This window comes from uncultured Haliea sp. (assembly GCF_963973825.1).
GTDB lineage: Bacteria > Pseudomonadota > Gammaproteobacteria > Pseudomonadales > Halieaceae > Haliea.
Genome location: NZ_CAXBAE010000009.1, coordinates 134,513 through 160,528 on the forward strand (window position 1 = coordinate 134,513; position 26,016 = coordinate 160,528).

The 26,016-nt window shown below is 64.0% G+C and carries 25 protein-coding genes; 16 read left to right on the plus strand and 9 right to left on the minus strand.

What is annotated here, in order from left to right; all coding sequences use genetic code 11:
* The first annotated feature begins 3 nt into the window (after positions 1–3).
* The 10 genes from AACZ17_RS11960 to AACZ17_RS12005 are packed head-to-tail and all read left to right on the plus strand — an operon-like array spanning position 4 to position 10,774.
* Complete coding sequence (locus tag AACZ17_RS11960) at positions 4–1,533, plus strand: hypothetical protein (RefSeq protein ID WP_290746548.1); 1,530 nt, start codon at positions 4–6, stop codon at positions 1,531–1,533.
* Positions 1,534–3,603, plus strand: a complete 2,070-nt coding sequence (locus AACZ17_RS11965; RefSeq protein WP_290746551.1) for a PEGA domain-containing protein — start codon at positions 1,534–1,536, stop codon at positions 3,601–3,603.
* A 7-nt stretch (positions 3,604–3,610) separates the two neighbouring features.
* Entirely contained in the window at positions 3,611–3,865 is a 255-nt protein-coding gene (locus tag AACZ17_RS11970) for a hypothetical protein (RefSeq protein ID WP_290746555.1), read from the plus strand.
* A gap of 9 nt (positions 3,866–3,874) precedes the next feature.
* The gene (locus tag AACZ17_RS11975) at positions 3,875–4,672 is read left to right on the plus strand and encodes a MotA/TolQ/ExbB proton channel family protein (RefSeq protein WP_290746558.1); all 798 of its coding nucleotides are present in this window, start codon (positions 3,875–3,877) and stop codon (positions 4,670–4,672) included.
* Position 4,673: 1 nt separating this feature from the next.
* Positions 4,674–5,930: a hypothetical protein gene (locus AACZ17_RS11980; protein ID WP_290746561.1), complete on the plus strand. Its 1,257-nt coding sequence runs from the start codon at positions 4,674–4,676 to the stop codon at positions 5,928–5,930.
* 12 nt (positions 5,931–5,942) lie between these two features.
* Complete coding sequence (locus AACZ17_RS11985; protein ID WP_290746563.1) at positions 5,943–7,031, plus strand: VWA domain-containing protein; 1,089 nt, start codon at positions 5,943–5,945, stop codon at positions 7,029–7,031.
* A gap of 8 nt (positions 7,032–7,039) precedes the next feature.
* Positions 7,040–8,035 (plus strand): VWA domain-containing protein, encoded by a 996-nt coding sequence (locus tag AACZ17_RS11990; RefSeq protein WP_290746566.1) that lies wholly within the window; start codon positions 7,040–7,042, stop codon positions 8,033–8,035.
* Positions 8,019–8,675, plus strand: a complete 657-nt coding sequence (locus AACZ17_RS11995) for a hypothetical protein (RefSeq protein WP_290746569.1) — start codon at positions 8,019–8,021, stop codon at positions 8,673–8,675. The genes AACZ17_RS11990 and AACZ17_RS11995 overlap by 17 nt, the downstream gene beginning before the upstream one ends.
* Positions 8,672–9,334 (plus strand): hypothetical protein, encoded by a 663-nt coding sequence (locus AACZ17_RS12000; RefSeq protein ID WP_290746572.1) that lies wholly within the window; start codon positions 8,672–8,674, stop codon positions 9,332–9,334. The genes AACZ17_RS11995 and AACZ17_RS12000 overlap by 4 nt, the downstream gene beginning before the upstream one ends.
* 9 nt (positions 9,335–9,343) lie before the next feature.
* The gene (locus tag AACZ17_RS12005; RefSeq protein WP_290746575.1) at positions 9,344–10,774 is read left to right on the plus strand and encodes a M48 family metalloprotease; all 1,431 of its coding nucleotides are present in this window, start codon (positions 9,344–9,346) and stop codon (positions 10,772–10,774) included.
* A gap of 12 nt (positions 10,775–10,786) precedes the next feature.
* Here AACZ17_RS12005 and AACZ17_RS12010 read toward each other — a convergent pair whose 3' ends face one another.
* The 4 genes from AACZ17_RS12010 to AACZ17_RS12025 all read right to left on the minus strand — a co-directional run bounded on the left by AACZ17_RS12010 (position 10,787) and on the right by AACZ17_RS12025 (position 14,023).
* Positions 10,787–11,437: an MBL fold metallo-hydrolase gene (locus AACZ17_RS12010; protein WP_290746578.1), complete on the minus strand. Its 651-nt coding sequence runs from the start codon at positions 11,435–11,437 to the stop codon at positions 10,787–10,789.
* 3 nt (positions 11,438–11,440) lie between these two features.
* The gene (locus AACZ17_RS12015; RefSeq protein ID WP_290746581.1) at positions 11,441–12,727 is read right to left on the minus strand and encodes a dicarboxylate/amino acid:cation symporter; all 1,287 of its coding nucleotides are present in this window, start codon (positions 12,725–12,727) and stop codon (positions 11,441–11,443) included.
* A gap of 42 nt (positions 12,728–12,769) precedes the next feature.
* Positions 12,770–13,084: a hypothetical protein gene (locus AACZ17_RS12020; RefSeq protein ID WP_290746584.1), complete on the minus strand. Its 315-nt coding sequence runs from the start codon at positions 13,082–13,084 to the stop codon at positions 12,770–12,772.
* A gap of 99 nt (positions 13,085–13,183) precedes the next feature.
* Positions 13,184–14,023 (minus strand): pirin family protein, encoded by an 840-nt coding sequence (locus tag AACZ17_RS12025; RefSeq protein WP_290746587.1) that lies wholly within the window; start codon positions 14,021–14,023, stop codon positions 13,184–13,186.
* 104 nt (positions 14,024–14,127) lie between these two features.
* Between AACZ17_RS12025 and AACZ17_RS12030 the strand changes: the two genes are divergently transcribed.
* Positions 14,128–15,015 (plus strand): LysR family transcriptional regulator, encoded by an 888-nt coding sequence (locus AACZ17_RS12030; protein WP_290746590.1) that lies wholly within the window; start codon positions 14,128–14,130, stop codon positions 15,013–15,015.
* 109 nt (positions 15,016–15,124) lie between these two features.
* Positions 15,125–16,096 (plus strand): glutathione S-transferase family protein, encoded by a 972-nt coding sequence (locus tag AACZ17_RS12035; protein WP_290746593.1) that lies wholly within the window; start codon positions 15,125–15,127, stop codon positions 16,094–16,096.
* On the opposite strand, the gene AACZ17_RS12040 is transcribed toward AACZ17_RS12035, so the two are convergent.
* Positions 16,093–16,599: a histidine phosphatase family protein gene (locus AACZ17_RS12040; protein ID WP_290746595.1), complete on the minus strand. Its 507-nt coding sequence runs from the start codon at positions 16,597–16,599 to the stop codon at positions 16,093–16,095. The two genes, AACZ17_RS12035 and AACZ17_RS12040, sit on opposite strands and share 4 nt — an antisense overlap.
* Positions 16,600–16,722: 123 nt before the next feature.
* On the opposite strand from AACZ17_RS12040, the gene AACZ17_RS12045 reads away from it, so the two are divergent.
* The gene (locus AACZ17_RS12045) at positions 16,723–19,059 is read left to right on the plus strand and encodes a Tex family protein (protein WP_290746598.1); all 2,337 of its coding nucleotides are present in this window, start codon (positions 16,723–16,725) and stop codon (positions 19,057–19,059) included.
* Between the two features lie 2 nt (positions 19,060–19,061).
* On the opposite strand, the gene AACZ17_RS12050 is transcribed toward AACZ17_RS12045, so the two are convergent.
* The 3 genes from AACZ17_RS12050 to AACZ17_RS12060 all read right to left on the minus strand — a co-directional run bounded on the left by AACZ17_RS12050 (position 19,062) and on the right by AACZ17_RS12060 (position 20,899).
* The gene (locus AACZ17_RS12050; protein ID WP_290746601.1) at positions 19,062–20,069 is read right to left on the minus strand and encodes a hypothetical protein; all 1,008 of its coding nucleotides are present in this window, start codon (positions 20,067–20,069) and stop codon (positions 19,062–19,064) included.
* Positions 20,070–20,092: 23 nt separating this feature from the next.
* Positions 20,093–20,530 carry an alternative ribosome rescue aminoacyl-tRNA hydrolase ArfB gene (arfB, locus tag AACZ17_RS12055; RefSeq protein WP_290746603.1) on the minus strand — a complete coding sequence of 146 codons (438 nt, stop codon included), beginning with the start codon at positions 20,528–20,530 and terminating at the stop codon, positions 20,093–20,095.
* Between the two features lie 72 nt (positions 20,531–20,602).
* Complete coding sequence (locus AACZ17_RS12060) at positions 20,603–20,899, minus strand: EF-hand domain-containing protein (RefSeq protein ID WP_339638311.1); 297 nt, start codon at positions 20,897–20,899, stop codon at positions 20,603–20,605.
* A gap of 154 nt (positions 20,900–21,053) precedes the next feature.
* On the opposite strand from AACZ17_RS12060, the gene AACZ17_RS12065 reads away from it, so the two are divergent.
* A complete protein-coding gene (locus tag AACZ17_RS12065; RefSeq protein WP_290746607.1) occupies positions 21,054–21,320 on the plus strand; it encodes a FeoA family protein in 267 nt (88 codons plus the stop codon).
* Positions 21,317–23,149, plus strand: coding sequence for a ferrous iron transporter B (locus AACZ17_RS12070; protein ID WP_290746611.1), 1,833 nt, complete (start codon positions 21,317–21,319; stop codon positions 23,147–23,149). Before AACZ17_RS12065 ends, AACZ17_RS12070 begins: the two co-directional genes overlap by 4 nt.
* Before the next feature lie 4 nt (positions 23,150–23,153).
* Here the strand turns inward: AACZ17_RS12070 and AACZ17_RS12075 are convergent, their stop codons facing one another.
* Complete coding sequence (locus AACZ17_RS12075; protein ID WP_290746614.1) at positions 23,154–24,257, minus strand: MipA/OmpV family protein; 1,104 nt, start codon at positions 24,255–24,257, stop codon at positions 23,154–23,156.
* A gap of 335 nt (positions 24,258–24,592) precedes the next feature.
* Between AACZ17_RS12075 and AACZ17_RS12080 the strand changes: the two genes are divergently transcribed.
* Positions 24,593–25,843 (plus strand): choice-of-anchor F family protein, encoded by a 1,251-nt coding sequence (locus AACZ17_RS12080; RefSeq protein ID WP_290746617.1) that lies wholly within the window; start codon positions 24,593–24,595, stop codon positions 25,841–25,843.
* The last annotated feature ends 173 nt before the right edge of the window (positions 25,844–26,016 follow it).

Sequence of the window (26,016 nt, forward strand, 5' to 3'; positions counted from 1 at the left end):
TGCATGACCAGACCCAACGATCCTGTCAAACCGATACCCTTCAGCGTCGCCGAGCCCACGCCCGTTGAGGCTGCCGCCCCCGCAAGCGCCAGCGGCCAGTCACGCTGGCTGGTCCCCGCACTGTTGTTGCTGGTGATACTGGCGCTGGCCGTGGTGTTCTGGCTACCGGGCCAGCTGGGCGATGACGAGTCAGCGGCGACGCTGGCTGTGGATGTCAAGCCGCCAGCTGCCTCCGGCGCGCCGCCCGCGGCAGCCGCGCCGCCCGCGCCGGAGCCGCCGGCCAGCCCCTGGTCTGATGCCCAGCAGGCACGCCTGAGGCAGGAAGCGCAGGACGTACTGGCACAGCTGGTGGAACTGCAGTTCACACTGGAGGAGCGGGGCGCGGCATCCTGGGGGGGACCGGCGCTGGACAACGCCAAAGCCGCCGCCACACGCGGCGATGCACACTATCAGGCCCGCGAGTTTACAGACGCGACCGAGCAGTACCGGGACAGTCTGGCACAGCTTCAGGCTCTGGAAACACGTATTCCGGATATTCTGCAAGCCGCACTGACGGCGGCAGAGGACGCGCTGGAACAGGGCGATGCCGATGCGCTGCAACCCGCGCTGGAGACGGCGGCACTGCTGGCACCGGCTGATTCCGCGCTGGAGGCACTGCGCCAGAGGGCTGCCGTGATGACCGCGCTGCAGGACAAGCTCGACACCGCGCTGGCGCTGGAGCGCGACGGCGACCTGGCGGGCGCGGAGGCCACACTGCGCGCTGCTACACAACTCGATCCGGCAAGCCGCCGCGCGGCGAACGCACTCGAGCGCGTGCAGACCGCGCACACGGAGCAGCGTTACCAGAGCGCGATGAGTGAGGGCTATGCCGCGCTCGACGACGGTCGCTTTGACGCCGCGGCGAGCGCCTTCACCAAGGCCCGTTCGCTGCAGCCTGGCAGCCCGGAAACCGAAGCAGCAATGGCGGAGCTGCGCGCTACACAGACTGCCGACCGTCTCGGCAAGCTGCGACGCAAGGCGCAGGACCTCGAGGCCCAAGAGGCCTGGGGCGACGCCGTCGCCGGTTATGAGGAAGCCCTCGCGGTGGATCCCACCCTGGTCTTTGCCCAGGAGGGCCTGGCACGTGCGCAACCCCGGGCGCGGCTGGACAGCCAGCTGCGCGAGGCACTGGCCGCACCCGAGCGGCTGTCCGATCCGGCGGTTGCCAGAAGCCTGGAACAGGTACTGGCACAGGCCCGTACGGTGACACCTCAGGGGACGCTGCTCGGCAGCCAGATCGAACAGCTGACGCAGCTGCTGGAACGGGCCAGCACCCCGGTCATCGTCACGCTGCGCTCGGATCAGCTCACCGCGGTGCTAGTACAGCGCGTGGCACGGCTGGGACAGTTCGGCGAACACAGCCTGGCGCTGCGCCCTGGCACCTACACGGCGGTCGGCACCCGCGATGGCTACCGTGATGTACGCAAGACGTTCACGGTGACTCCCGGCAGTCCACCGGAACCCATTTTTATCGCCTGCACGGACCCTGTTTGAATGAGCACTGACCGCGACACGACGCAGGCCATCACACCGAGCAGCTTCGAGCCTCTGAATCAGGGGCAGCAGCCCGAAACGAAGGGTGGATGGGGCTGGCGGCGCTGGCTGCTCCCGATAGCCATCCTGCTGTTTACGCTGGTCATGGCGTTCCTGTTTACCGCGCGTTCAGTGGAAATCAGCGTAACGTCCAGCACCCCCGCCGACATCGACCTGGGCGGCTTCCACCTGCCGCTGGGGGGCCGCTACCTGATGCTGCCCGGTGTCTATGCACTGGAAGTCAGCGCACCCGGCTATGTTCCGCTCGAGACCCGTATCACCGTCAGCGATGCCGCCAGCCAGCGCTGGCCGTTTTCCCTGCAGCCACGCCCGGGCCGTGTCACCCTGCTGGCAGAGCCGGAGGGGGCAACGGTAACCATCGACGGCGAGCAGGCCGGCAGTACACCCCTGGCTGCACTGGAACTGGCTGCCGGCACACACATGCTGCAACTGCGCCATCCGCGCTACCTGCCACTGGACGAGACGCTGCAGGTCGCCGGCCGCGACCGGGAGGAGACTTTCGAGTTCCGCCTGTCACCGGCCTGGGCCGTGGCGTCGATCAACAGCGAGCCGGCCGGCGCCGACGTGCTCGTCGACGGCGAGCCGGTGGCGACGACCCCCGCCTCGGTCGAAGTCATGCAGGGCGAGCGGCGGCTGCAGCTGCGATTGCCCGGCTATGCCCCCTGGGAACAAACGCTGGCAGCGAAGGCGGGCGCCGAGCTCGAGCTGGGCACCGTCACCCTGCAACCCGCTGCCGGACTGCTGGAACTTGCCAGCACGCCCAGCGGTGCCAATGTCACCCTGGATGGCGACTTCCAGGGCCAGACGCCGCTCACCCTGAACCTTGTTCCGGACAAGCCGCAACGGCTGATGCTGACCCGGCCGGGATACCGGCGCCACAGTGAAACCGTCCAGCTGGCCGCCGGCGCCACGGGGCGCAAGGCCATCACACTGGCCGCCCAGCTGGGCGAGATCGATCTGCGGGTGAGTCCGCCCGAGGCGGAAGTGCGCGTCAACGGTCGCCTGGTCGGGCGCGGCAACCAGTCCCTGTCACTGCCCACTGTTGAACACCGTGTGGAAATCAGTCTGCCGGGGCATCGCAGCGAGTCCCGGCGCATTACCCCGCGGCAGGGGCTGGAGCAGCGCTTCGAAGTCGCCCTGCAGACTGAGCAGGAAGCCCGGGTGGCACAGCTGCAGCCTGAGGTCACTTCGGCGCTGGGGCAAACACTGCGCCTGTTTATTCCCGGCGAACATGGCCCGGACAGCTTTACCATGGGCGCCTCGCGCCGCGAGCCCGGGCGCCGCGCCAACGAGGTTCTGCGCCCGGTTACGCTGCGCCGCATGTTCTACCTGCAGACCACAGAGGTGACCAACGCCCAGTTCAGGCAGTTCCTGGCGAGCCACAACTCGGGCCAGATCGAAGGCAACAGCCTGAACCGTGAACACCAGCCCGTCGCCCAGGTGAGCTGGCAGCAGGCCGCTCAGTTCTGCAACTGGCTGAGCCAGCGCGAAGGCCTGCCGCCGTTCTACACGCAGAACCAGGGCATCGTCACCGGCTTCAATCCGGCGGCAACGGGCTACCGCCTGCCCACGGAGGCCGAGTGGGCCTGGGTCGCGCGCGTGAAAGGGGAAACACGGCTCACCTTCCCCTGGGGCGACACGTTCCCGCCGACCACAGTGCTGGAGAACTATGCCGACAGCAGCTCGGCCTATGTGACCGGCAGGACCGTGAACGGGTACAACGACGGTCAGGTGGTGAGCGCCACCGTTGCCAGCTATCCCGCCAATCACCACGGCCTGCACGACCTGGGCGGCAACGTCGCCGAATGGGTGCACGATGTCTACCAGATTCCCGCCGCAAACGCGCCGGCGGAAACGGATCCGCTGGGCCCGCAGAGTGGTGACAATTACGTTATACGCGGCGCCAGCTGGGCCATGAGCAGGATGTCGGAACTACGGCTCCCGTTTCGCGATTATGGGCAAGCGGGGCGCGATGACGTAGGATTCCGGATCGCGCGCTATGCGGAGTAGGCCGACCATGCTGAGCGGAACACGCACTACATTGCTGACCTGTCTGCTGCTGGTTGGCTGGGCCACCACGCACCCGGCCGCGGGCCAGGACACAGCGGACGACGCCGGTGCGCAAGCCAGCGAAGCGACGCCACCGCAGCCCCCGGAACCCGCAGCGACAGGCAGCGCAGGCGCAGCACCCCCCCCGGGATCGCCGCTGGAGTACGAAGCCTCCGAACAGATCTCGGAAGATCTCTCCGTCTCATTCCCCGTGGATATCTAGGACACCACCATGAAAATCAAGTTATCCCCGGAATTCACCTTCCAGCTGTTCGCGCTGCTGATTGCCATCATCGTTGTGCACGGGCTGTACGTCGGCGTGATCCGGCCCAGCGCGGACGCACAGCTGCAGGAGCAGATGGCGCTGCAGGCCGCCGGTGAGGACATCGTGCCAGAGCGCAGCCTGGCGGTTGTCATACGGGACTTCGAGCAGGAGGCCTGCTTCATCCTGCTGTTGTGGGCCCTGGCCATCATGGCCTACAAGGGCCGCAGTACCCTGCGCGAACAGGCGCTGCTGGAACGCGCATTGCTCGACATCCCCGATGGCACCACCCTGCTGCCGGAGGATGCGCGCGAGTACAGCCGTTCACTGGAGGCGCTGCCCGCCGCGGAGCAGGACTATCTGCTGCCGCGCACGTTATTGAGCGCACTACAGCGTTTCGCCACCACGGGCAGCATCCAGGCGGTGTCCAACACCATCAAGGAGGAGTGCGAAGTGGAATCCGATCGGCTCGACTCGGAACTGTCGATGGTGCGCTATATCGCCTGGGCAATTCCCTCCATCGGCTTCATCGGGACAGTGCGCGGCATCGGCGATGCGCTCGCGCAGGCCTACAAGGCCGTCGAGGGCGACATTTCCGGTGTCACCGTGAGCCTCGGCGTCGCCTTCAACAGCACGTTCGTCGCGCTGGTGCTGAGCATCATCATCATGTTCTGCCTGCACCAGCTGCAACAGTCGCAAGAGAAACTGGTGCTGGACTGCCAGCGCTACGCCGACAAGCGACTGCTGCGCCATCTGGTGGCTCACTGACATGGCGGTCGCCTGGCTCGACATCCACGACAGCAACCTGCAGATCTGGCACGGTGACCTGCATCTGAGCAGCCCCGGCTATGCGCTGCTGGACGCCGGGCAGTACCGGTTCGGGCAGGATGCGCGCGCGGCGGCACGGCTGCGGCCGCGTGACATCTCCACGCGCTACTGGTGGCAACTCAATACCGACGCACTGCAGCCTGCGCTGGGCCCGGCCAGGCACACCGCGGACCTGGTCCACGCCCACCTGCAGGCGCTGCACCGGGAGGCCGGTGCACCGGAGGAGCTGTTGCTGGCCGCGCCTGGCAGCATGCGCAAGGAACAGGTCGCGCTGCTTCTGGGGATTATCCAGCAGTGCCCGTTCGCGGCGGTAGGCCTGGTCAACCGCAGTGTCGCCCTGGCCAGTCTTCATCTTCCGGAGGCCGCGCTGTTCCACCTGGAAATCCAGTTGCATCAGGCCCTGCTCAGCGAGGTGCGCCGCGATGGGGCGGAGGTCATCCTGCACAAGGTAACGCCACTGCCCGGCTGTGGGCTGCTGGCCCTGCAGGAGCGGGTGGTAGAGGCAGCGGCCAGCGCATTCATTCGCCAGACCCGGTTCGACCCCCGCCGCCGAGCGGAAACCGAGCAGCAGCTTTACAATACCCTGCCCGACACCCTGCGCAGCCTGCGCGACGCCTCTGAGACCAGCCTGAGCGTGAACGGCTACCACGCGCGACTGACGCGCAACGACCTGCAGGCGGCCAGCCGCACCCTGCTCGACGCGGTCAGCGGCAACCTGCCCCGCGAACACCCACCGACACTGTTGCTGGACCCTGTGGCTGCCCTCCTGCCCGAGTTGCAGTCACGCCTGACGGCGACCGTGTTGCAGGCCGGCGATATGCAGCGTGCACTGGCCCTGCACGAGCCGCGCCTGCTGCAGCGCGCCGAAGCCCTGGTCTTTGTCGAGCGCCTGCCCGCCATGGCGGGAGCAGCGGACGACACTGCGCCAGAGCCGGCGGCGCCGAAGCCGCCGCCCCGCGCAACCCACCTGCTGAGGCATGGGGAGGCGCGCGCACTGCGGATTGATGGCACCTCACTGGGCGCAGGCTGGTCCCTGGTGGCGGATACCGCTGGTGGCTGGCGGCTGCACGCAGGACCGGATGCGGGGGAATTGACGGTCAACAATGCCCCCTGTCACGACGGTGACCGCGTTGCGAACGGGGATCGCCTGCTGCTGGCGGACGGCACCGAGGCCCTGCTGATCCGGGTCAGCGACTAGGCGAGGCTCAGCATGGCAAGGCGCAAACGCGGCTTTACCACCTTCAACCTGAGCTTTCTGGACATCATGTCCTGCGGCTTCGGCGCGGTCGTGCTGGTTTTTCTGATCATTGACCACTCCATAGAAGTGCAATCGCGCGAGCTGAACCGCGACCTGCTCTCGGAGGTCAACCTGCTGGAGGAGGATATCGCCAACGGCGAGGCCGGCCTGGTGAAACTGCGCAACGCCCTGAGTGACATCGACCAGCAGATGGTGGAGGCCCAGGGCAGGGCCACACGGGTGACCGAGGAGATCGACGAGTATGAAGCGCTGATCGCGGGCCTGCGCGATGCCACCAGCAGCAGCCCCGACCTGGAGCGGCTCAAATCCCAGATTCAGGCGCTGGAGGCCGAAGTGAAGCGCCTGCGGGAATCCACCGAGGACACCAGCGGCAACAGCGCCCGCACGTTCACCGGCGACGGCAACCGCCAGTACCTGACCGGGCTCAATCTGGGCGGGCGGCATATCGTGATCCTGCTGGATATTTCATCCAGCATGCTGGCTGATCGCCTGGTCAATATTATCCGCCTGCGCAATATGGGTGCCGACGTACAGCGCGGCGCGGAGAAGTGGAGTCGTGCACTGAGCACGGTTGACTGGCTGACGGCGCAGCTGCCGGTCGGCAGCAGCTACCAGATCATAACCTTCAATACCGAGGCCGGCTTTGCGCTGCCTGAAACCGCCGGCAAGTGGCTGGAGGTTGCCAATCAGCCGCAGCTGGAATCCGCCACACGCGCCCTGCGCAGCATCCTGCCCAGCGGCGGCACCAGCCTGGAAAATGCCTTCATCGCCCTGGGGCGGTTGAGCCCGGCAGCCGACAACATATTCCTGATTACGGACGGCCTGCCGACCCAGGGCACCACGGCGCCGCGTGGCAGCACCGTCAGCGGTAAACAGCGCCTGGACCTCTACCAGCAGGCGCTGCGGCGGCTGCCACGGAACGTGCCGGTGAATATCATTCTTGCGCCGATGGAGGGGGACCCGATGGCGGCCTCGGCGTTCTGGCAACTCGCCCAGGCGACCCGTGGCAGCTTCATGACACCCTCGCGGGACTGGCCCTAGGAGTCGACATGCGCAAGCGACGCACTACCGAAGAATTCTCGCTGTCGTTTCTCGACGTCATCTGCTGTGGCTTTGGCGCCGTGATCCTGTTGTTGATGATTACCAAAACGGTGCAGCCGCAAATCATCGAAGCATCCACCGTCAACCTGCAGGGCAAGGTTGCCGAGCTGCAGGAGCAAGTCTTCGAGATACGGGGCGAAACGCGCATCCTCAACCGCGACCTGAACGCGCGCCAGGAACAGCTGTCGGCCTACCGCGAGCGCATCGCCATTCTCCAGGCACAACTGGCCAGCACGCGCTCCCGCCACGACAGCCTGCAGGTCAACGCCAGCACCAGTGACGTGATCGCCGAGCAGCTGGCCATTGCACGCCAGTCCCTCACCGAGGAACAGAAGCGCCTGCAGGCCCAGCAGTCGCAGGCAAAAAACAATTACATTGGCGGCATACCGGTCGACAGCGAGTACATCATCTTTGTTATCGACACGTCCGGCTCCATGTTCTATTACGCCTGGGAGCGGGTGCTGAGAGAGGTCGAATCGGTGCTGAGCATCTACCCGGAGGTGAAGGGTATCCAGGTCATGAACGATATGGGTGACTACATGTTCAGCCGCTATCGCGGCCAGTGGATACCGGATACCGCCGCGCGGCGCACGGCGATCATCCAGAATCTGCGCAACTGGAACGTGTTCAGCAACTCGAGCCCGGTGGAGGGTATCACCCAGGCCATCCGCAGCTTTTACGACGGCAAGAAACGCATTAGCATCTACGTGTTCGGCGACGACTTCACCGGCAACTCGATCAGCCAGGTGCTCACCACCGTTGACCGGCTCAACCGCGACAGTGGTGACCAGCGCCTGATACGCATCCATGCCGTGGGTTTTCCCGTACTCTATTCACAGGCACCCGCCCAGCAGAACACTGCACACCGCTTCGCGGCGCTGATGAGAGAAATGACCTATCGCAATGGAGGCACCTTTGTCGGGCTCAATGACTACCGCCCCTGAGCGCGGCCACTGGCTCGCGGCACTGGCGCTCGTCTGCCTGCTCGCGGGCTGCGGCACCAAGCAGGTGGTTGTCGAGAGCGAGTTTCCCGACCCGGTGATGAACCCGCTGCCATTGACGCTGGGCATCTGGTACGACGACGACTTCGCCAATCACGAGTTCTTCGATGAAGCCAGCGGTCGGGCAGAATCCAGCTGGCTGGTGAATACGGGCCAGGCACAGGTGGAGCTGTGGCACACCCTGCTCCGGGGCATGTTCCGCGACGTTGTATTCATGAACGGCAAACCCGGGCCGGGGCAGATGAATCCGCTGGTGGATGCCGTCCTGCTGCCTACGGTCGATGAATTGCAATACGCCATCCCGGCGCACACCAACGTCAAGGTCTACGAGATCTGGATGCGCTACCGCTTCCAACTGGTCACCCTGGGGGGAGAACCCATTGCGGAGTGGACGATGCCGGCCTATGGCAAAACCCCCACCGCGTTCATGCAGAGCGATGAAGGTGCCGTACGCCTGGCCGCCATCGTCGCCCTGCGCGATGCGGGTGCGCATTTCGCCACCACCTTTACCCGCGTGCCGCAGGTCGAGGCCTGGCTCAACAGCCTGCCCCGCGCCGGCGGCCAGACGCAGGTGACACCGTGACCCTGCGTCTCCTGCTGCTGAGTGCCGTGTTGCTGCCCTGGTTGACCGGCTGCGTGAACGCCACCGTGGACCAGATGGTATTCAATTCACCGACAGCGGGTATCGGTGACGCCTCGGTGGTGATTCTCGGTCGCCGCCACGCCAGCGACTACGAGACCGAGCCGGGCTTTATCCGCTGTGTCGGCGGGCATATCGAAGCACGCGACCCCTCGATTCGCGTCATTGATGAACTGGAGTTTCTGAACGCCCTCTACCCGTGGTTCGAACCGCGCACCGCGCCCCTGCGCCCCACCGATCTGGAAAAGCTCTTCGAGCACCGCGATGTGGCCGAAAAGTTTGCGGCCCTGCAAACGCGTTACATGATCTGGATTGACGGCAGCACGGTGCGGGGCGACTCGGCGGGCTCCATGACCTGCGGTATTGGCCCGGGGGGCGCTGGCTGCTTCGGCTTCGGCACCTGGTCGGACGACGCCAGCTACGAAGCCACTATCTGGGATTTCACCCAGCGCGCCGAGGTCGGCCGCATCAGCGCCACGGCCAGTGGCCAGTCCTATATGCCCGCCGTGGTGCTGCCGATTCCCATTATCGCTCCGGTTCAGGGCACTGCCTGCGACAGCGTGGGCGACCAGCTGCTGGAATTCCTCTCGCACACACCCTAGGAGCCGCCCATGATGACCGCACTCATACGTCACGCCGCGCTGGGCCTTGCACTGCTCGCCGCGCTCACCGGCTGCGCCGGCAACCCCGCAACCGGTGGTGCCAGCGTGGTGGTCATGAGTGAATCCAAGGAAGCGAAAATCGGGCAGGAGATGTACGCCGAGATCCAGAAAGAGGGTGCAATCTACGATGACCGGGAACTGCAGGACTACGTGAACCGTGTGGGTCAGCGCCTGGTCGCCAACAGTGACCGGCCGGACCTGCCCTTCACCTTCACCGTCATCGACAGCCCTGACCTGAACGCCTTCGCAACGCCGGGCGGCTATGTCTATATCCACCGGGGACTGCTCGCCTACCTCGACTCCGAAGCGGAGCTGGCCGGCGTGCTCGGCCATGAGATCGCCCACGTTACAGCGCGGCACGCCGCCCGCCAGCGCGCCGGTTCACTCACCACGCAGGTGCTGGCAGTTACCGCCGGCGTCCTCACCGGCAGCCGGGACATCATGGACTCTGCGGGGATGTACGGCACCGAGCTGGTTCGCGGCTACGGCCGGGAGCACGAGCTGGAGGCGGACGGTCTGGGGGCGCGTTACATGTACCTGAGCGGCTACGAACCCGACGCGTTGCTGAACGTGATTGGCGTGCTCAAGGACCAGGAACAGTACCAGCGCGTGCGCGCCAAGGCGGGCGGCAAGCCCGCCGGCACCTACCACGGGCTGTACGCCACACACCCGCGCAACGACCAGCGCCTGCAAACCGTGATCCGCGCCGCCAGCGAGCTGGACACCGGACAGGTGCTTGAGGACCCCAGCGTGCCCGGTGAGTTTCAGCGGCGCACTGATGGGCTACCCTGGGGCCCACGTATAAAACGTGAAGACAATCGCTATTACCACAACAAGCTGGCATTCAGTTTTGCCTACCCGCCGGGCTGGCAGGTCAGCAGCGGCAGCCGCGCGATCGTCGCCAGCGCCGCAGATGGCAGCGCCAGCCTCACCATTACCCTGCAGAAACCCGACCCGCAACAAACCCCGCAACAGGCGCTGGAGGCGGCAGCCAGCGGCGGTATCAGCAATGGTCTGGACCTTGAGCAGGCGGGTCTGCAGGGGTACAGCGCCCTCGCCAGTGGCGGCGGAGAAACACGGCGCCTGGCGGTGATCAATCACAACTGGCAGTTTCTGTTTGAGGGCAAGGCGGAACAGTTCAAAGCTGCGGATGACGACCTGCTGGCAATGATCCAGAGCTTCCGCCCGCTGCACCCGCAGGAACGCAACGCCGGTGAACAGCGCTATGTGCGCTATATCCAGGTGCCACGGGGCGCCACCATGGCCAGCCTCGCCGCCAGTATCCGGCTACCGGACGCGGAAGCACAGCTGCGGCTGCTGAATGGGCTGTATCCCAGTGGTGAGCCGCGCACCGGGGACTGGATCAAGATTATCCAGTAGTCGGCGCTACCGTCAGCCGTAGCGCGTGTCAGCCACGAACGGGTTGCTGCGACGCTCCTGGCCGAACGTTGAGGTGGGGCCGTGGCCGGGGACAAAGGTGATATCGTCTCCCAGGGGAAACAGCGTTTCGCGAATGCTGGCAATCAGCTGGTCGTGATCGCCGCGGGGAAAATCGGTGCGCCCGATGGAGCCCTGGAAGAGCACATCGCCCACCCAGGCCACCCGCTGTCCCGCGTGCAGAAACACCACGTGACCGGGGGTATGGCCCGGACAGTGGAAGACCTGCAGAGTCTGCGCGCCTACTGTCACCGTGTCGCCCTGCTCCAGCCAGCGGTCGGGCACAAAGGCATCGGCGTGTGGAAAGCCGGACATCCTGCACCACTCGGGCAGACGGTCAATCCAGAACGCGTCCTCTTTTTCCGGGCCTTCAATCGGTACACCCAGCTGCTGGCGCAACACATCTGCTGCAGCGCAGTGATCCATATGGCCATGGGTCAGCAATATTTTCTCCAGAGTTGCCCCCATTTTCTCCGCGGCCTGCAACAGGCGTTCGACATCACCACCGGGGTCCACCAGAGCCCCGCGCCCGGTGTCCAGGCATTTGATGATAGAGCAGTTCTGCTGGTAGGCCGTGACCGGCACGATCGTCACCTGAATAGACATGGTTTACTTCCGGTTTGATTCCAGGTCGGCACGGGGGTCGCCAAAGACCGCCATGTCCAGCTGGTTTTCACTTTTACCCACAATCACGGCTACGGTGGCGTCGCCAGTGACGTTGACTGCGGTGCGTACCATGTCCAGCAGACGATCGACACCGATGATGAGAGCGATCCCCTCAACCGGCAGACCGGCCTGTTCCAGCACCAGCGCCAGCGTAACCAGACCGACACCGGGCACTGCCGCGGTGCCGATGGAGGCGAGAGTGGCGGTAAGAATCACCGTCAGATAGGCCGCCATGCCCAGTTCCACACCATACACCTGGGCGATAAACACCGTGGCAACCCCCTGCATGATCGCCGTGCCATCCATGTTGATCGTGGCCCCCAGCGGCACGGTAAACCCGGCAACGGAACTGTGCACCCCCAGACGGCGCTCCACGGTGCGCAGGGTGATCGGCAGGGTAGCGCCCGAGGAGGCGGTGCTGAAGGCAAAGGCCCACACCGAGCGCATCTTGTGCATCATCATCCGCGGTGACACGCGGGCGATGGTCGCCAGCAGGGCGCTGTAGGTGACCAGACCGTGGAACAGCAGCACCGCGAGGACCGTGAAGAAATACGCGGCGAGATCCATGATCGCACTGATGCCCATCTCGGCAAACAGCTTGGCGAGCAGGGCAAATACCCCCCAGGGGGCCAGCTCCATGAGCAGGCCCACCATCTTCATGATCACCGCTTCCATATCGGTAAAAAAACTGGCGATGCGACGCCCCGGCTCACCGGCGTGGGAAATGGCGTAACCGAACAGCAGCGCAAACACGATCACCTGCAACATGTTGCCTTCGGCCATGGCGGCGATCGGATTGGAGGGCACGATACCCACCAGCACATCCGTCAGCGGCGGCGGCTTGGCCACCTCGAATTGCGCATCCCCCGCCATTTCCACGCCGGCACCCGGGCCGATGGCCACCGCCGCCAACAGGGCGATGCTGATGGCGATGGCCGTGGTCGCCAGGTAGAACAGGATGGTTTTCACCGCGATGGGCCCCATGCGGGCACTGTCGCCCAGGGAGCTCGAACCGCAGATGAGGGATACCAGCACCAGGGGCACCACCAGCAGTTTCAGCGAGGCGACAAACATGCGGCCTATGACATCGAAGACGCCGAGCACCAGCCAGTCATTGACCGCCCGGCGCCACACGTCGTCCAGCTCGCTGCTCTGCAACAACAGGTTGCACAGGGAACCGAGGACGATGCCGGCCACCATCGCAAGGAGAATGCGCTTGGTCAGGCTCATAGCAGGGTGCGCCTCCAACCGCTTGGCGCCGGGCTCACGACATCAGGCATCGCTGTCGCACACTCCCGGTGTGTAGCTGACCACGCCTGCATCGGCACAGGCATTGCAGGGCGAGGACAGCGTCTCGCGCCGGCCGCCGTCGCGCAGCGCGCAGACGGGGTTGTATTCCATGGTGCAGACCTGCGGTCGAGGTTCGGTGCAGGCCTGTTCAGTACTCGCGTTCTGCAACGACGGTTCCACCACCTCAGGCGATGCCACCCCGGCGGGTTGCTCCTGCGGTGGCTCTGGCGCCGGAGGCTGGTTTACACCACAGCCCGCCAGCAGCAAAATCAGGCACAGCGCCGGATATCGCAGCATGTCTCATCCTTTCCCATGGCAAAGCGCTAGGGTACCACCGCCACCACATAAACGCAGCCGTCCTGCGGGGCCTCGCGACAGACAATGGTCCGCCAGCGTTCAGCCGAATTCGCCCGCCTGGTAGTCGCGAATCGCCTGTTCAATTTCGGCCGGGGTGTTCATCACGAAGGGGCCGTACTGGGCAACGGGCTCGGCAACCGGCTCTCCGCGCAACAGCAGCAGGGAGGCGCCTGCACTACCTGCACAGAGCGACCAGCGATCGCCCTGCGTCGTAATGGCCAGTGCCCCGGCGGCAATGGACTGGGCCGACTGCTCGAGCGACCCCGCATACACATAGGCCAGCATGGCTTCCCCCGGCGCCACGGGCAGTGTCAGGACAGTCCGGGGATGCAGGGTGAGGTCAACCAGCGCGGCCCGCGGTGCCAGCTCCCGCAGGGGCCCATGGCCCAGCCACTCACCCAGCTGCCACTCACCGGCGATCACCGCGGCGCTGTAGCCTTCGCCCTCGACATGGGTTAGCGCAGAGGCAGGAATATCCCGATAGCGTGGCTCACTCAGCTTTTCCGCCGCGGGCAGATTGATCCAGAGCTGAAAGCCGTGCAGGCCCTGGGTGTCTGCGGTGGGCATCTCCGAGTGGATAATGCCGCGCCCGGCCGACATCCACTGCACGCCGCCGTCGCGAATCTCACCGCGATTGCCCCGGCTGTCCTCATGGATGATGCCGCCGTGCTTCATGTACGTCAGCGTTTGCATACCCCGATGGGGATGCGGCGGGAAACCGCCGCCCAAATCCTCGCGGCGCTGCGCGCGGAGTTCGTCGAGCATGAGAAACGGGTCCATCGCCGCATGCCGCATGCCGGTCACCCGCTGGATCGCCACGCCGTCTCCATCCTGGGCAGGCGTGGCCCGGCGTAGTTCCTGTACCGAACGTTCTTTCATACACATTGCTCCCGGTGACTGTTGGCGCAGATTAAGCTCGTTATTTACGAAAATAAATTGCATTATTTCGCCTGTTAATTTCGATAATACAGAAAGGTCTGGACGTGAACCGCACAACACTTGAACAGTGGCGCATGCTGCAGGCCGTGATCGAACACGGCGGATTCGCCCAGGCTGCCGCGGCCATCCACAAGAGCCAGTCAACCATCAATCACGCGGTGCACAAACTGCAGGATCAGCTGGGCGTCAGGCTGCTGGAAGTCGTGGGCCGCAAGGCGCAGCTTACCGAGGCAGGCACATTGATGTTGCGCCGGGCCTCGCAGCTGCTGGCACAGGCGGCCCAGCTGGAGGACGTCGCCAGCAGCCTCGCGCAGGGTACGGAGGCGGAGATTCATCTGGCAGTGGATGAGTTGTACCCCACGGCACAGCTGGCACAGGTTATGGCGGCGTTCTCGCAACGCTATCCCAATACCCGGATTGCACTGTACGAGACTGTCCTTTCCGGTGGCGCAGAACGCCTGCTGCGGGGCGAAGTCGGGTTACTGATTGCCAGTTCGGTTCCCGCGGGCTACCTGGGCGAACCCGTCATGCAGGCGGAATTCGTTGCCGTCGCGGCGCGCGGGCACGCTCTGCATGCGCTGGGCCGCACGTTGACGCTGCAGGATCTGGCGCGGGAGCGACAAATCGTCATTCGCGACTCCGCCCAGGACCGGCGCACCGACGCCGGATGGCTGGGCGCGGAACAGCGCTGGACCGTAAGCCACGTGGCCACATCCATTGAGCTTGTCAGCCGTGGACTCGGTTTCGCCTGGCTACCGCGCACGCGCATCTCAACCGCCCTGGACGCAGGCGAGCTGGAGGCACTGCCGCTGGAGCAGGGAGCCCGCCGCCACGCGACCTTGTACCTGACGATTGCCGACCCCGACTGTGCCGGCCCCGCAGCGCGCCACCTCGCTGAATTATTCTGCCAGGAAGGCCGGAATGGGGCATAAAGCCTGTTTAAATTCTATTTTCTCGAAAGATTTTGCCAATAATATGCGATTTTAAAAGCAGCCCTTCGAATGCACACTGCCTCTGAGCAAACACGACAGGAGCAATGCAATGGGTATGCTGGTTGACGGGCAATGGCAGGACGTCTGGTACGACACCGACAGCAACGAGGGGCGCTTCGTCCGCGAGAGCGCCCGGTTCAGGCACTGGGTCACCCCCGACGGCGCGGCGGGCGCGACGGGAGACAGCGGGTTTGCCGCCGCATCCGGGCGCTATCACCTGTACGTATCCCTCGCCTGCCCCTGGGCCCACCGAACGCTGATTGTGCGGGCGCTGAAGGGTCTGGAAGCGCTCATTGATGTGTCAGTGGTCAGCCCCCTCATGCTGGAGAACGGCTGGACCTTCCATCGCGACGAAGGCAGCACCGGCGACAAGGTGGGCGGCGCCGACTTCCACCACCAGGTCTACACCCGGGCGGACCCCACCTACACCGGGCGGGTAACGGTGCCGGTACTCTGGGACCGCGAACGCAATACCATTGTCAGCAACGAATCCGCTGACATCATTCGCATGTTCAACAACGCCTTCAACGACATCACCGGGAACACGCTCGACCTGTATGGCCCGTCCGAGCGCGCCGCCATTGACGACTGGAACGCGCGCATTTACCCCGCCATCAACAACGGCGTATACCGCGCCGGCTTTGCCACCACACAGCAGGCCTACGAAGAGGCCTACCATGCCCTGTTCGAGGAGCTTGATCACATTGATGCACATCTTGCGCACCAGCGGTACCTGACCGGCGCCACCCTGACCGAGGCGGACATTCGCCTGTTCACCACGCTGATCCGCTTCGACGCGGTGTACCACGGGCATTTCAAGTGCAACCGGCAGCGGCTCGAGGACTACCGGCACCTGCCGGGGTACATCCGCGACATCTACCAGCGTCCGGGCGTGGCGGACACGGTGGATTTCCACCACATCAAAACCCACTATTACGCGTCGCATCGCAACATCAATCCAACCGGCGTGGTGCCCGTCGGCCCTGACATCGACTACACGTCAGCCCACGGACGCCGCTAACCGCCCGGCGGCAGGTCCCTGGGGAACAGTTGCTGCTGCAGGGTCCCGGCGGCGTCGCCCACGGACGCCCAGTGCTGCACAGGCAGCTGCATGCGAAGATAGCCCGCCGTCGGCAGGTTGCCCAACCGCAGCGCCGGCAGCAGCTGGTTGGCCAGATCGGTCAGACCCGGGTTGTGCCCGATCAGGAACAGCTGCTCCTCGTCGTCGGGACGAGCGCGTAACCAGGCCAGCAGGTCGGTTGCGCTAAAGGTGTACAGATCCGGTTCGCTGCGGTGTGATGCGGCGGCCAGTCCGGGCCAGCCCGCACACAGTCCCTGCAGGGTCATCTGCGCGCGCCGCGCCGTGCTGGCATGGATACCCATGGGCGCCAGCTGCCGCTGCAATGCCGCACCCATGCGGGGAGCGTCACGCAGGCCTCGGACGTTCAGTGGCCGGTCGTGGTCGGCGAGACCCGGCTCCCCCCAATCGGACTTGGCGTGACGCAGGATGTGCAGGATTTTCATCGGGTTTTCCTCTGTACCCACCCGGCCAGTCACGCACAAAACGACGAAAAAAACCAGATCGTTTTCAGCGCCGGGGTCACGCATAATGGCGCGCCGCGACACTACAGGACCGCACCGGACACCATGAGCAAGAGCATTTCCCAGCGTATCGCCGAAGAACTCGCCGTCAATGAAAGCCAGATCAGCGCCGCCATCGGCCTGCTGGACGACGGCGCCACCGTGCCCTTCATCTCACGCTATCGGAAAGAGGTTACGGGCGGGCTGGATGACACGCAGATGCGCCACATCGATGAACGCCTGCGCTACCTCAGGGAACTGGACGAGCGTCGGGCAGCGATTCTCAAATCGATTGCCGAGCAGGACAAGCTCAACCCTGCGCTGGAACAGGCGCTGCTGGAGGCCGACACCAAAAACCGTCTCGAGGATCTCTACCTGCCCTACAAACCCAAGCGCCGCACCAAGGCGCAGATTGCCCGGGAGGCGGGCCTGGAACCGCTGGCAGAGGCACTGCTCGCGGATCCGCAGCAGAGCCCCGAGGCACTCGCCGAATCCTACCTGAACCCGGATCAGGGTATTGCCGATATCAAGGCGGCTCTCGACGGTGCGCGGCAGATTCTGATGGAACGCTTTGCAGAGGATGCCGACCTGCTGGCGCGCCTGCGCAGCTTCCTGCTGGAGAACGCCCTGCTAGCTTCCCGCCTGGTGCCCGGCAAGGAAGCCGAGGGCGCCAAGTTCCGCGACTACTTCGAACACACAGAGCCGCTGGCAACCACGCCCTCGCACCGGGCACTGGCCATGTTCCGCGGACGCAATGAAGGTTTCCTGCAGCTCGACCTGCTGCTCGACCCGGAAGAAAAGCCGGGAGATGCACACCCCTGCGAAGCCATGATCGCGGATCACTGGTCGATTCGCGACGCCGGACGCGCCGCTGATCGCTGGCTGGCGGATAGCGTGCGCTGGACCTGGCGGGTCAAACTGCTCAGCCACCTGCAGACGGACCTGCTCACGCAGCTGCGGGAGCGCGCCGAGCAGGAAGCGATTGGCGTCTTCGCCCGCAACCTGAAGGACCTGCTGCTGGCAGCCCCCGCGGGAGCCCATGTCACGATCGGGCTCGATCCGGGTCTGCGCACCGGCGTGAAACTGGCCGTTGTTGATGCCACAGGCAAAGTGGTGGACCACGGCGCACTGTTTCCCCACCCGCCGCAAAAGCGCACGCGCGAGGCCAGCGCGGAACTGCTGCGGCTGATACAGAAGCATGGGGTCGAACTCATCGCCATCGGCAATGGTACCGCCAGCCGGGAGACCGACAAGTTTGTCGGCGACCTGCTGCAGGAACACCCCGAGCTGAACTGCCGCAAGGTCATGGTGAACGAATCCGGCGCCTCCATCTACTCCGCTTCGGAGTTCGCTGCACGGGAGTTCCCCGACCTCGACGTGACCATACGCGGCGCTGTATCCATTGCCCGGCGCTTGCAGGACCCACTGGCCGAACTGGTGAAAATCGACCCGAAATCCATCGGTGTCGGCCAGTACCAGCATGACGTCAGCCAGGTCCAGCTGGCACGCCAGCTGGACGCCGTCGTCGAGGACTGTGTGAACGCCGTGGGGGTGGACGTGAATACAGCGTCGGTGCCGCTGCTGGCACGGGTATCGGGCCTGAACCAGAATCTGGCCAACAACATTGTGGCGCTGCGCGACCAGGCAGGCAGCTTCGCCAGCCGCAGGGACCTGCTGCAGGTGCCGCGCTTCGGCGAGAAGACCTTTGAGCAGGCGGCGGGCTTCCTGCGCATCAACAACGGCAGCAACCCGCTTGATGCCTCCGCCGTGCACCCCGAATCCTACCCGCTGGTCGAGCGCATTGCGGAGCGCCAGCAGCGATCCCTGTCCAGCCTGATTGGGGACTCCGCATTCCTGCGCAGCGTGCGGCCCAGCGACTACGTCACCGAACAGGTGGGCCTGCCGACGGTGCTCGATATTCTCCGAGAACTGGACAAACCGGGGCGCGATCCCCGTCCGGAGTTCCGCATGGCGAGCTTCCAGGACGGCGTCGAGAAAATTGCCGACCTGAAGCCAGACATGGTATTGGAGGGCACAGTGACCAACGTGACCAATTTCGGGGCCTTTGTGGATATCGGCGTCCACCAGGACGGCCTCGTGCACATATCGGTTCTCGCTGACCGCTTCATCAAGGATCCGCATGAGGTGGTAAAGGCCGGTGACGTGGTGAAAGTGAAAGTCATGGAAGTGGACCTGGAGCGCAAGCGCATTGCCCTGAGCATGCGCCTCAACGACAAGGCGCAGGACGCTGCACGCCAACCGGGCGGGCGGCGGCAGGAACCGCGAGGCGCCGGGCCAAAATCAGCCGCGCGGGGCAACGCCACGCGCAAGGCTGCCAGCAAGGGTGCAGAACCCTCAACGGCTCTCGCCGCGGCGTTTGCCAGGGCGCGCAGCGACCGCTAGGGTCAACGCGAAGCGGGCGCTGTCCAGCCCAGCTTGACCGCGTCAAGGGTGATGTCTGCCGGGGGCCCACTGCCCACCTCGGCGGCGAGCCAGGGCAACAACACGTACAATAGGCCGGGGGTACCGTGCAGCAGCGGCAGCGCAATGAGCAGGGTATCACCGGCACTGTTGAGCAGTAGTGCGTGATCGGTGCGCTGCGGCAGCGACGTGCTCACCATCGCGGACCACTCCAGCGTCACGCCCTGGCGCATCTGCCAGCGCAGTTCCAGCGCCAGGTTGCCCAGTTCGGCGAAGAGCTGCTGACACAGCGCACGCTCATCCATCAGCCGACTGCCCGCGCGCTCCGCGGGCGGCGGGAATTCCACGCGCAATCCGCGCTGTGCACAGACGTTGCCATCGCGCGTGAAACTCCATGTAGGCTCCGGCGTCTCTGCCGTGATGGGTATCGGTTCCTGTTTGGCGGCCTGCGGCGCCGTCGTGGGCGCCAACACGCGGGCACAGTCATTGTTTGCACAGAACGCCGAGGCAATACGCGCCTCCAGTACCCCCTGCTGGTCTCGGCGCGGGTGACTGAGCATAACGCTGGCAGCGCCCACCTGTATCGCCGGGTCCGCCAGCGGCGGCATCCGCAGCTGGACCGGCGTGTTTGCCTGCACCGCACGCTGCAGGCGCAGCACCTCGCCCGCGTACTGTTCCACCGCGACCGCCCAGCCAAGCGGGCTGCGAGCGCCGGCTTCCCCTTCTGCGGCCTGGCGCCGCGCCAGTGCCGCCTCCGCGAGCAGCACCTCGGCCAGCTCCATCAGCGCGATATCCGCAAACTGCTGCCGACCGGCCTCGTCAGCCGCCAGTTGCTCTACCAGACGCTGGAAACGGGAGGCTTCCGTGGCCGGCGTGGCGCTGGGCTCGGCGGCCATCACGGCCATCCCCGCCATCAGCAACGAGGCAGCCAACGCCCGATACAATGACGGTAACCGGTGACGGTCGCGGCGGTTGGTTGAAACTGCCCACATACGCGGTCGACGCAGGAAAGGTATTATTCGTCTCCCCGCCTGACGGGGCGGCGCTGGGCCTTGAGGGTGCCGCGCTGCTGCTTCTTGTCCAGACGCCTGCGTCTGGATGCGAGGGTGGGCCTCGTCGGCCTGCGCGCTTTGCGCGGACGGCAGCATTCGGCGATCAACTCGGCAAGGCGCGCCAGGGCGTCCTCGCGATTTTTCGCCTGACTGCGGAAACGCTGCGCCTTGATGGTAACAATCCCTTCCTCCGAAATTCGGCTGTCGCGGCAGGCAAGCAACGCGGCGATACAGTCTTCGGGGAGGGAAGACGCCACAGCATTGAAGCGCAGGTGTATGGCGGTGGAGACCTTGTTCACGTTCTGCCCCCCGGCACCCTGTGCCCGAATCGCATGCAGTTCAACCTCGGCCAGCGGTACGGCCAGCGTTGCGCTGATCTGCAGTGTGTCCTGTTCTGCCATGCAGTGTCGCACCTCGGGTGTAGCGGTTCACGCGGCGAGTTGCCGGAGCTTGCTGCGCTGTGGGTGGCGCGCCTAGCGGTCCTGGAACCAGGCGACAAACTCATCAAACTCAACGACGCCGCTGCCATCGCTGTCGATGGCCTGGAACCCGACCTGTGGGTCTTCCCCGGGTTCGAGGGCATCCAGCCCTTCCAGCAAGGCCGCAAACTCCTTCAGCTCAATCTTACCGTCGCCATTGCGGTCAAAGTGATCAAAGTTTTCCCGCAGTTCCTGCTCTGACACGTCGGACATTTTTGAACTCCTCACAAGTGCACCAGGATGACAGTAAACACGTGGCAACGCTCCCGGCCCGCAGAGAAATTCCGGCACCGGTTCGCCAACACGCGGAGTATAATAGCGCGGCCCCTACATAATACCCGGCACGTCGCTGAGAAAAAGCCTTCCAAATGGGAATCATTCGCGTTATGGTGCGCGCACTGACGTTTTGCCAACCACTCCCCATCATACTCGGGTGACACCGCCAATGAAGAAAACGCAGCCCCCGGGGGCGCCGAAAACGCTGTGGTCACTGCGCCGCGGGGAACACTGTGCTATCGCCGGCTACGACGACCTGCTGGCAGAGGCCTACAAGGTACGCCTTATGGAGTTTGGCTTCTACCCCGGCGAAAGGGTGTCCTGCCTGCAATCCCCGGGCTTCGGTGCTCCCAAGGTCTACCGCGTCAACAACACCATTTATTCGCTGGATGACGAGATTGCGGATCACATTCTTGTAGAGAGCACCGGGCCGTGACCAAGGTCCTGCTGATTGGCAGCCCCAACTCGGGCAAGAGCATGCTGTTCAACCGCCTCACCGGGTTGTCGCAGAAGGTTGCAAACTTCCCCGGCATAACCGTCGATGTCGCCAGTGGCAAGTTGCAGGGTATGGATGATGTGTATCTGGTCGACTTTCCCGGTACCTACTCCCTGAAAGCGATTTCCGCAGAGGAAAAGGTGGCGGTGGCGCAGTTCGAAAAGGCCCTCGCTGATGCCGACGTCGAGCATGTACTGTGCCTGATCGATGCCACGCGACTGGAAAAAAGCCTGTTTTTCACCCTGCAGGTTATCCGTGAGTGCGAATTGCATGACAAGCCGGTCACCGTGCTGGCCAACATGATCGACGTACTGGAAGCGAACAATCTGAGTATTGACCTGCCGGCGCTGGAGGCTGCGATTCACACCCGGGTGCTGCCTATCTCGGCGCGTTCCGGCAAGGGGCTGGCGGAGATCTCCGAGCACATCAGGGCAACGCGCACGGCAGACAGGCCGCGGCAGCGGCCACACCTCACCGGTACACCGGACGAGATCCTCCGGGGCACCGCTCACCAACTGGCGCAACGCCTCGGACCGCGCGGCGATGTGCTGGTACGCACGCAGAATCGACTGGATGCTTTCTTCCTGCACTCCCTGACCGGCGGTTTTGCCTTCTTCGGGATCATGTACCTGCTGTTCCAGTCGATCTTCACCTGGTCGACACCGGCCATGGATGCCATTGAGGCTTCACTGGCGTGGATTGCCGACGGGATCGTGCCGCTGATCGGCAGTCAGGTGCTGCAGGATTTTACCGCCGACGCGCTGTTCAGCGGCATCGGGGCATTTCTCGTGTTCGTGCCGCAGATTTTTGTCCTGACGTTTGTGATCGGCCTGCTGGAGGATTCCGGCTACATGGCGCGGGCCACGCTGATCTGCCACAAGCCGCTGCGCTATTTCGGACTGACCGGCAAGAGCTTTGTACCCATGCTGTCCGGCGTCGCCTGCGCCATTCCGGGTATCTATGCAGCCCGGGCGGTGGACTCCCCGCGTAAGCGCCTGCTCACCTACATGGCCATACCGCTGATGCCCTGCTCGGCTCGCCTTCCCGTCTACGCCCTGCTGATCGCCGCCTTCATACCGGGTGACACGCTCCTCGGCGGGCTGGTGGGGTGGCAGGGACTGGCCATGTTCGGTATCTATTTTTTCGGCATGCTGACGGCGCTGATCATCACCGGCGTGGTATCCCGCGCACGAAAAGACCAGTTCGACGACCTGCCCTTCGTCCTCGAGCTGCCCCCTTACCGCTTGCCGGGGGTCAAGCCGCTGCTGCGCAACGCCTTCAACCGCGCGAAGCACTTCGTGGTGAAGGCCGGAAAAATCATCTTCACGGTGACACTCGTGATCTGGGTACTGGGTTACTTCCCCAACTTTGGCACCGACCTCGGTCAATCCTGGCTGGGCCATCTGGGCCGTTTGATAGAGCCGCTGTTTGCGCCCCTGGGTCTCGACTGGCGCTACGGCGTAGCCATCCTGACCTCTTTTCTGGCCCGCGAGGTGTTCGTAGGCACACTGGGCACCATTTTCGGTATCGAGGGCGCCGAGGAAAACATGGTGCCTCTGGTCGAGCAGATCCAGAACAGTGATCTCACCGTCGCTTCGGGCCTGGCCCTGCTGGTGTTTTTCGCCATTGCCCTGCAATGCGTGTCGACAATGGCTATCCTGTCGAAAGAGGCGCGCTCCGGCACTCTGGCATTGAAAATGTTTGGCGCGTACTTCGTGCTGGCCTACGTGGCGGCCTTCCTGGTCTATCAGGTCGCCACGCTGTTCTAGGGAATCAGAAGGTGTAGGTGATAGCGGCGAAGCCCTTGATCACCTGATCGGTATCGACAATCGGGCTGTCTGTGATGTCGCTACCGAGTTGTTCCAGCGCTACATTGAACACCGCGCGCCAGTTTTCTGTGAATTCATAGAACACGCCCAGCCCCACTTCAGCGGTGAAGGTGTCGCTGAGGTGATAGGCCGGCCGACTTGCCGTGGCCGCAGCAGCCGGCACACCGAAATCGTGATTGGCCAACCCCCCGCTGATCCAGTTTGCGCCTATACCCGGTGTGAGACGCAAATTTCCGAACTGGAAGCCGCGCGACAGGCGCGCCACAACGGACCCACCTCCGATCTGGTCGAGCAGATCGTGCTCGTAACCCAGATCCAGGGTGAAGCCTCGGGCGCCTTCGTAAACCAGTGCGAGGCCCCCCATCAGGGTGCTCTCGCGATCGCCCAGCCCTTTGAGCGCAGCGCTGTCACTCTCCTCGTAAGCGCCCACACGGTAGGACCCTGTCAGCGCCAGCCGCAGGTCATCGCCGCCCCACACGCCGAAGCGCAGGTTGGGCCCAACCCACTGCAGGCGCTCGCCGAAATAGGTTATCGCAGGAATTGGCTGAATAACGTTGGTATCGGAGCCGACATAGGGGCTGCTGCGGCCAATCGCGCCCAGACCCACGCCCCACTGCCCGGTCTCACCCAGCACTGCAAAGAGGGCGATGTCCAGGTCAATCCTGCTATCCGGCTGCGCGGTGAACGCGGCTCGCTGAAAACTCGGCGGCCCTTTGGGCTGATAATTGTTCGACAGGCCAACTGGCTCGCGGGGAATGCCAATAAAGTTCCGATCCAGCGCCCGGTTGTTGTTTTCATCAAGGTAAACCAGCACCGCAATGGCGCCCGACGGCGCATCGGTAATGCGGTATTCCTGCCCGACGCGTATCTCATACCGCTGCTCCCGCGCGGGGCGACGGAACACACCGAAAGCATTGGGATCATCGTACACCTGCAGGACCAGGGTCCCCGTCTCAGGCAGATTACGGACCTTCACGACGATTTCACTGGCCCCCGCCGTCGTAGCACCGAACAGGAAAAGCAGTAGCAGGTATCGAGGTAATGACATGGTGGCGTCTGGCTCCGCAACAAGGAAAGCGATAATCATTATCGCCGGGGTCGAGCCCATGATTACACGGATTTTCTGCGCATTCCTGCGCATGGCCACTGTCGGGAAGTGACTTCTGCCGGGCACACAGGCTGCGTCAGGTTTTTTTACACAAAAGGGCCGACGTCCCACGTTGGGCACACCCACACGCCCGGCAAACGCTTTATAACTATTTAATATTTAGTTATTTCTAATGTAATGGCACGAACCCTGCTGTGCCTTCGCCGTTGGCGCAGCACAGGTTCTTTTGGCGCCACAGCAGCACAACTGCACAGACAACGTTCAGGAGAACGACTATGAAAATGATGCACCACTTTCTGCAGTCATCGCTCGCAGTGGCGATTGCAGGAATCACCTCAAGCGCCGCATTTGGTGCCGCAATAGACAGCTGGGACCTCGGCAATGTCGCCGGTTCAGGGCCCGACGCTGATGGAAACTACTTCAGTACGATTTACGATACCTCGCCAACCAGCAGTGGCGCGACCAGCAGCGGCTATATCAAGTACGACCTCGATGAAGGTGCAGCACCCGGCCTGAAAGTCGTGAGCGACGCACCCACCGAAGACTCAACGTCACCGGTGGACAACTGCATCATGGCCGCTGGCGACTCCACCTGTAATGGGCCCTTCCAGAGCGGCAAGCGCTTCAAACTTGACCGTACCGGCTTCGAGCCTATTGACCTGGTGTTCAACCTGAGCGACGGCACACTGGCAGATGGCAATGATGGACTCTACAAGGTGTTCTCCAAGTATGGAAACAACACCGGCAGCGCGCTGGACGGATTCAACATCAGTCTGGGCTTTGGTATCGGCAGTGACTTCATCGCCTCGACCGCCGGCGATGGGTTGAGCTTCGTTGACTTCGGCAGCAGCCCCAAAAACAGCGAATTCAGCGCCCTGTTTTCCCAGGGGCTTTTCGGTGAAGACGAAGAACGCGGGCGCCTCAGGGGCTATTTCAGTGGCGAGCGCAGCGGCTTCGGTGTCAGCCTTATGGGTGAAGACCTGTTCCAAAGCACCGGACTGTTTGGTGACCAGTATGGCTATGAAGCCCTTTTCGGCGACTGGCTGTCGTACTCAATGGCCCCGGATGGCTATTTCTACGATGACGACGGCAACCCCTTGACCGATGCCATATTGATGGCCCACTACGACAGTGCCACGGGCAAATGGATCATGAACCGGGGCCTGGACGCGGACGGCAATGTCGTAACACTCGCTTCCGGCAACGAGGGCGTACAGTACGACAGCATTGCGGACGTCGAGGCGGAATTGCGCCGACAGGCAGGAGACATTCCGGTGTGCACCGAGGTCCCCTCCGGGCCCTGCCTCGCGGGCGCTGGCGAAATCGAGGACCTGGCGAAATTCAACGTGACCTACTTCATTGACCCGGTCACCTTCGACGCCAGCAACCAGAGCAGCTTTACGCTGCGCATCAGCGGATCCTCACGCGCAGTACCCGAACCCGGGGTTCTCGCCCTGCTCGCTACCGGACTGGTTCTACTGGGAGGCCGGCGGCGTTCCCGTCAACAAACAGCGCGGAACGCCTGAGCGCCGTCCCCCGCAATCGACAGGAAAACCCCGGCGCACGTGAGTGCGTCGGGGTTCGGTTTTTGCTTCACCCGGGTGTGAGCGTAGGTCAGCGCCTGTGTAACGCCGCTGCTGCGGGCCATAAAAAACCCCGAAGCACAGTGTACTTCGGGGTTTGGGTTTAGAAGCCTGGC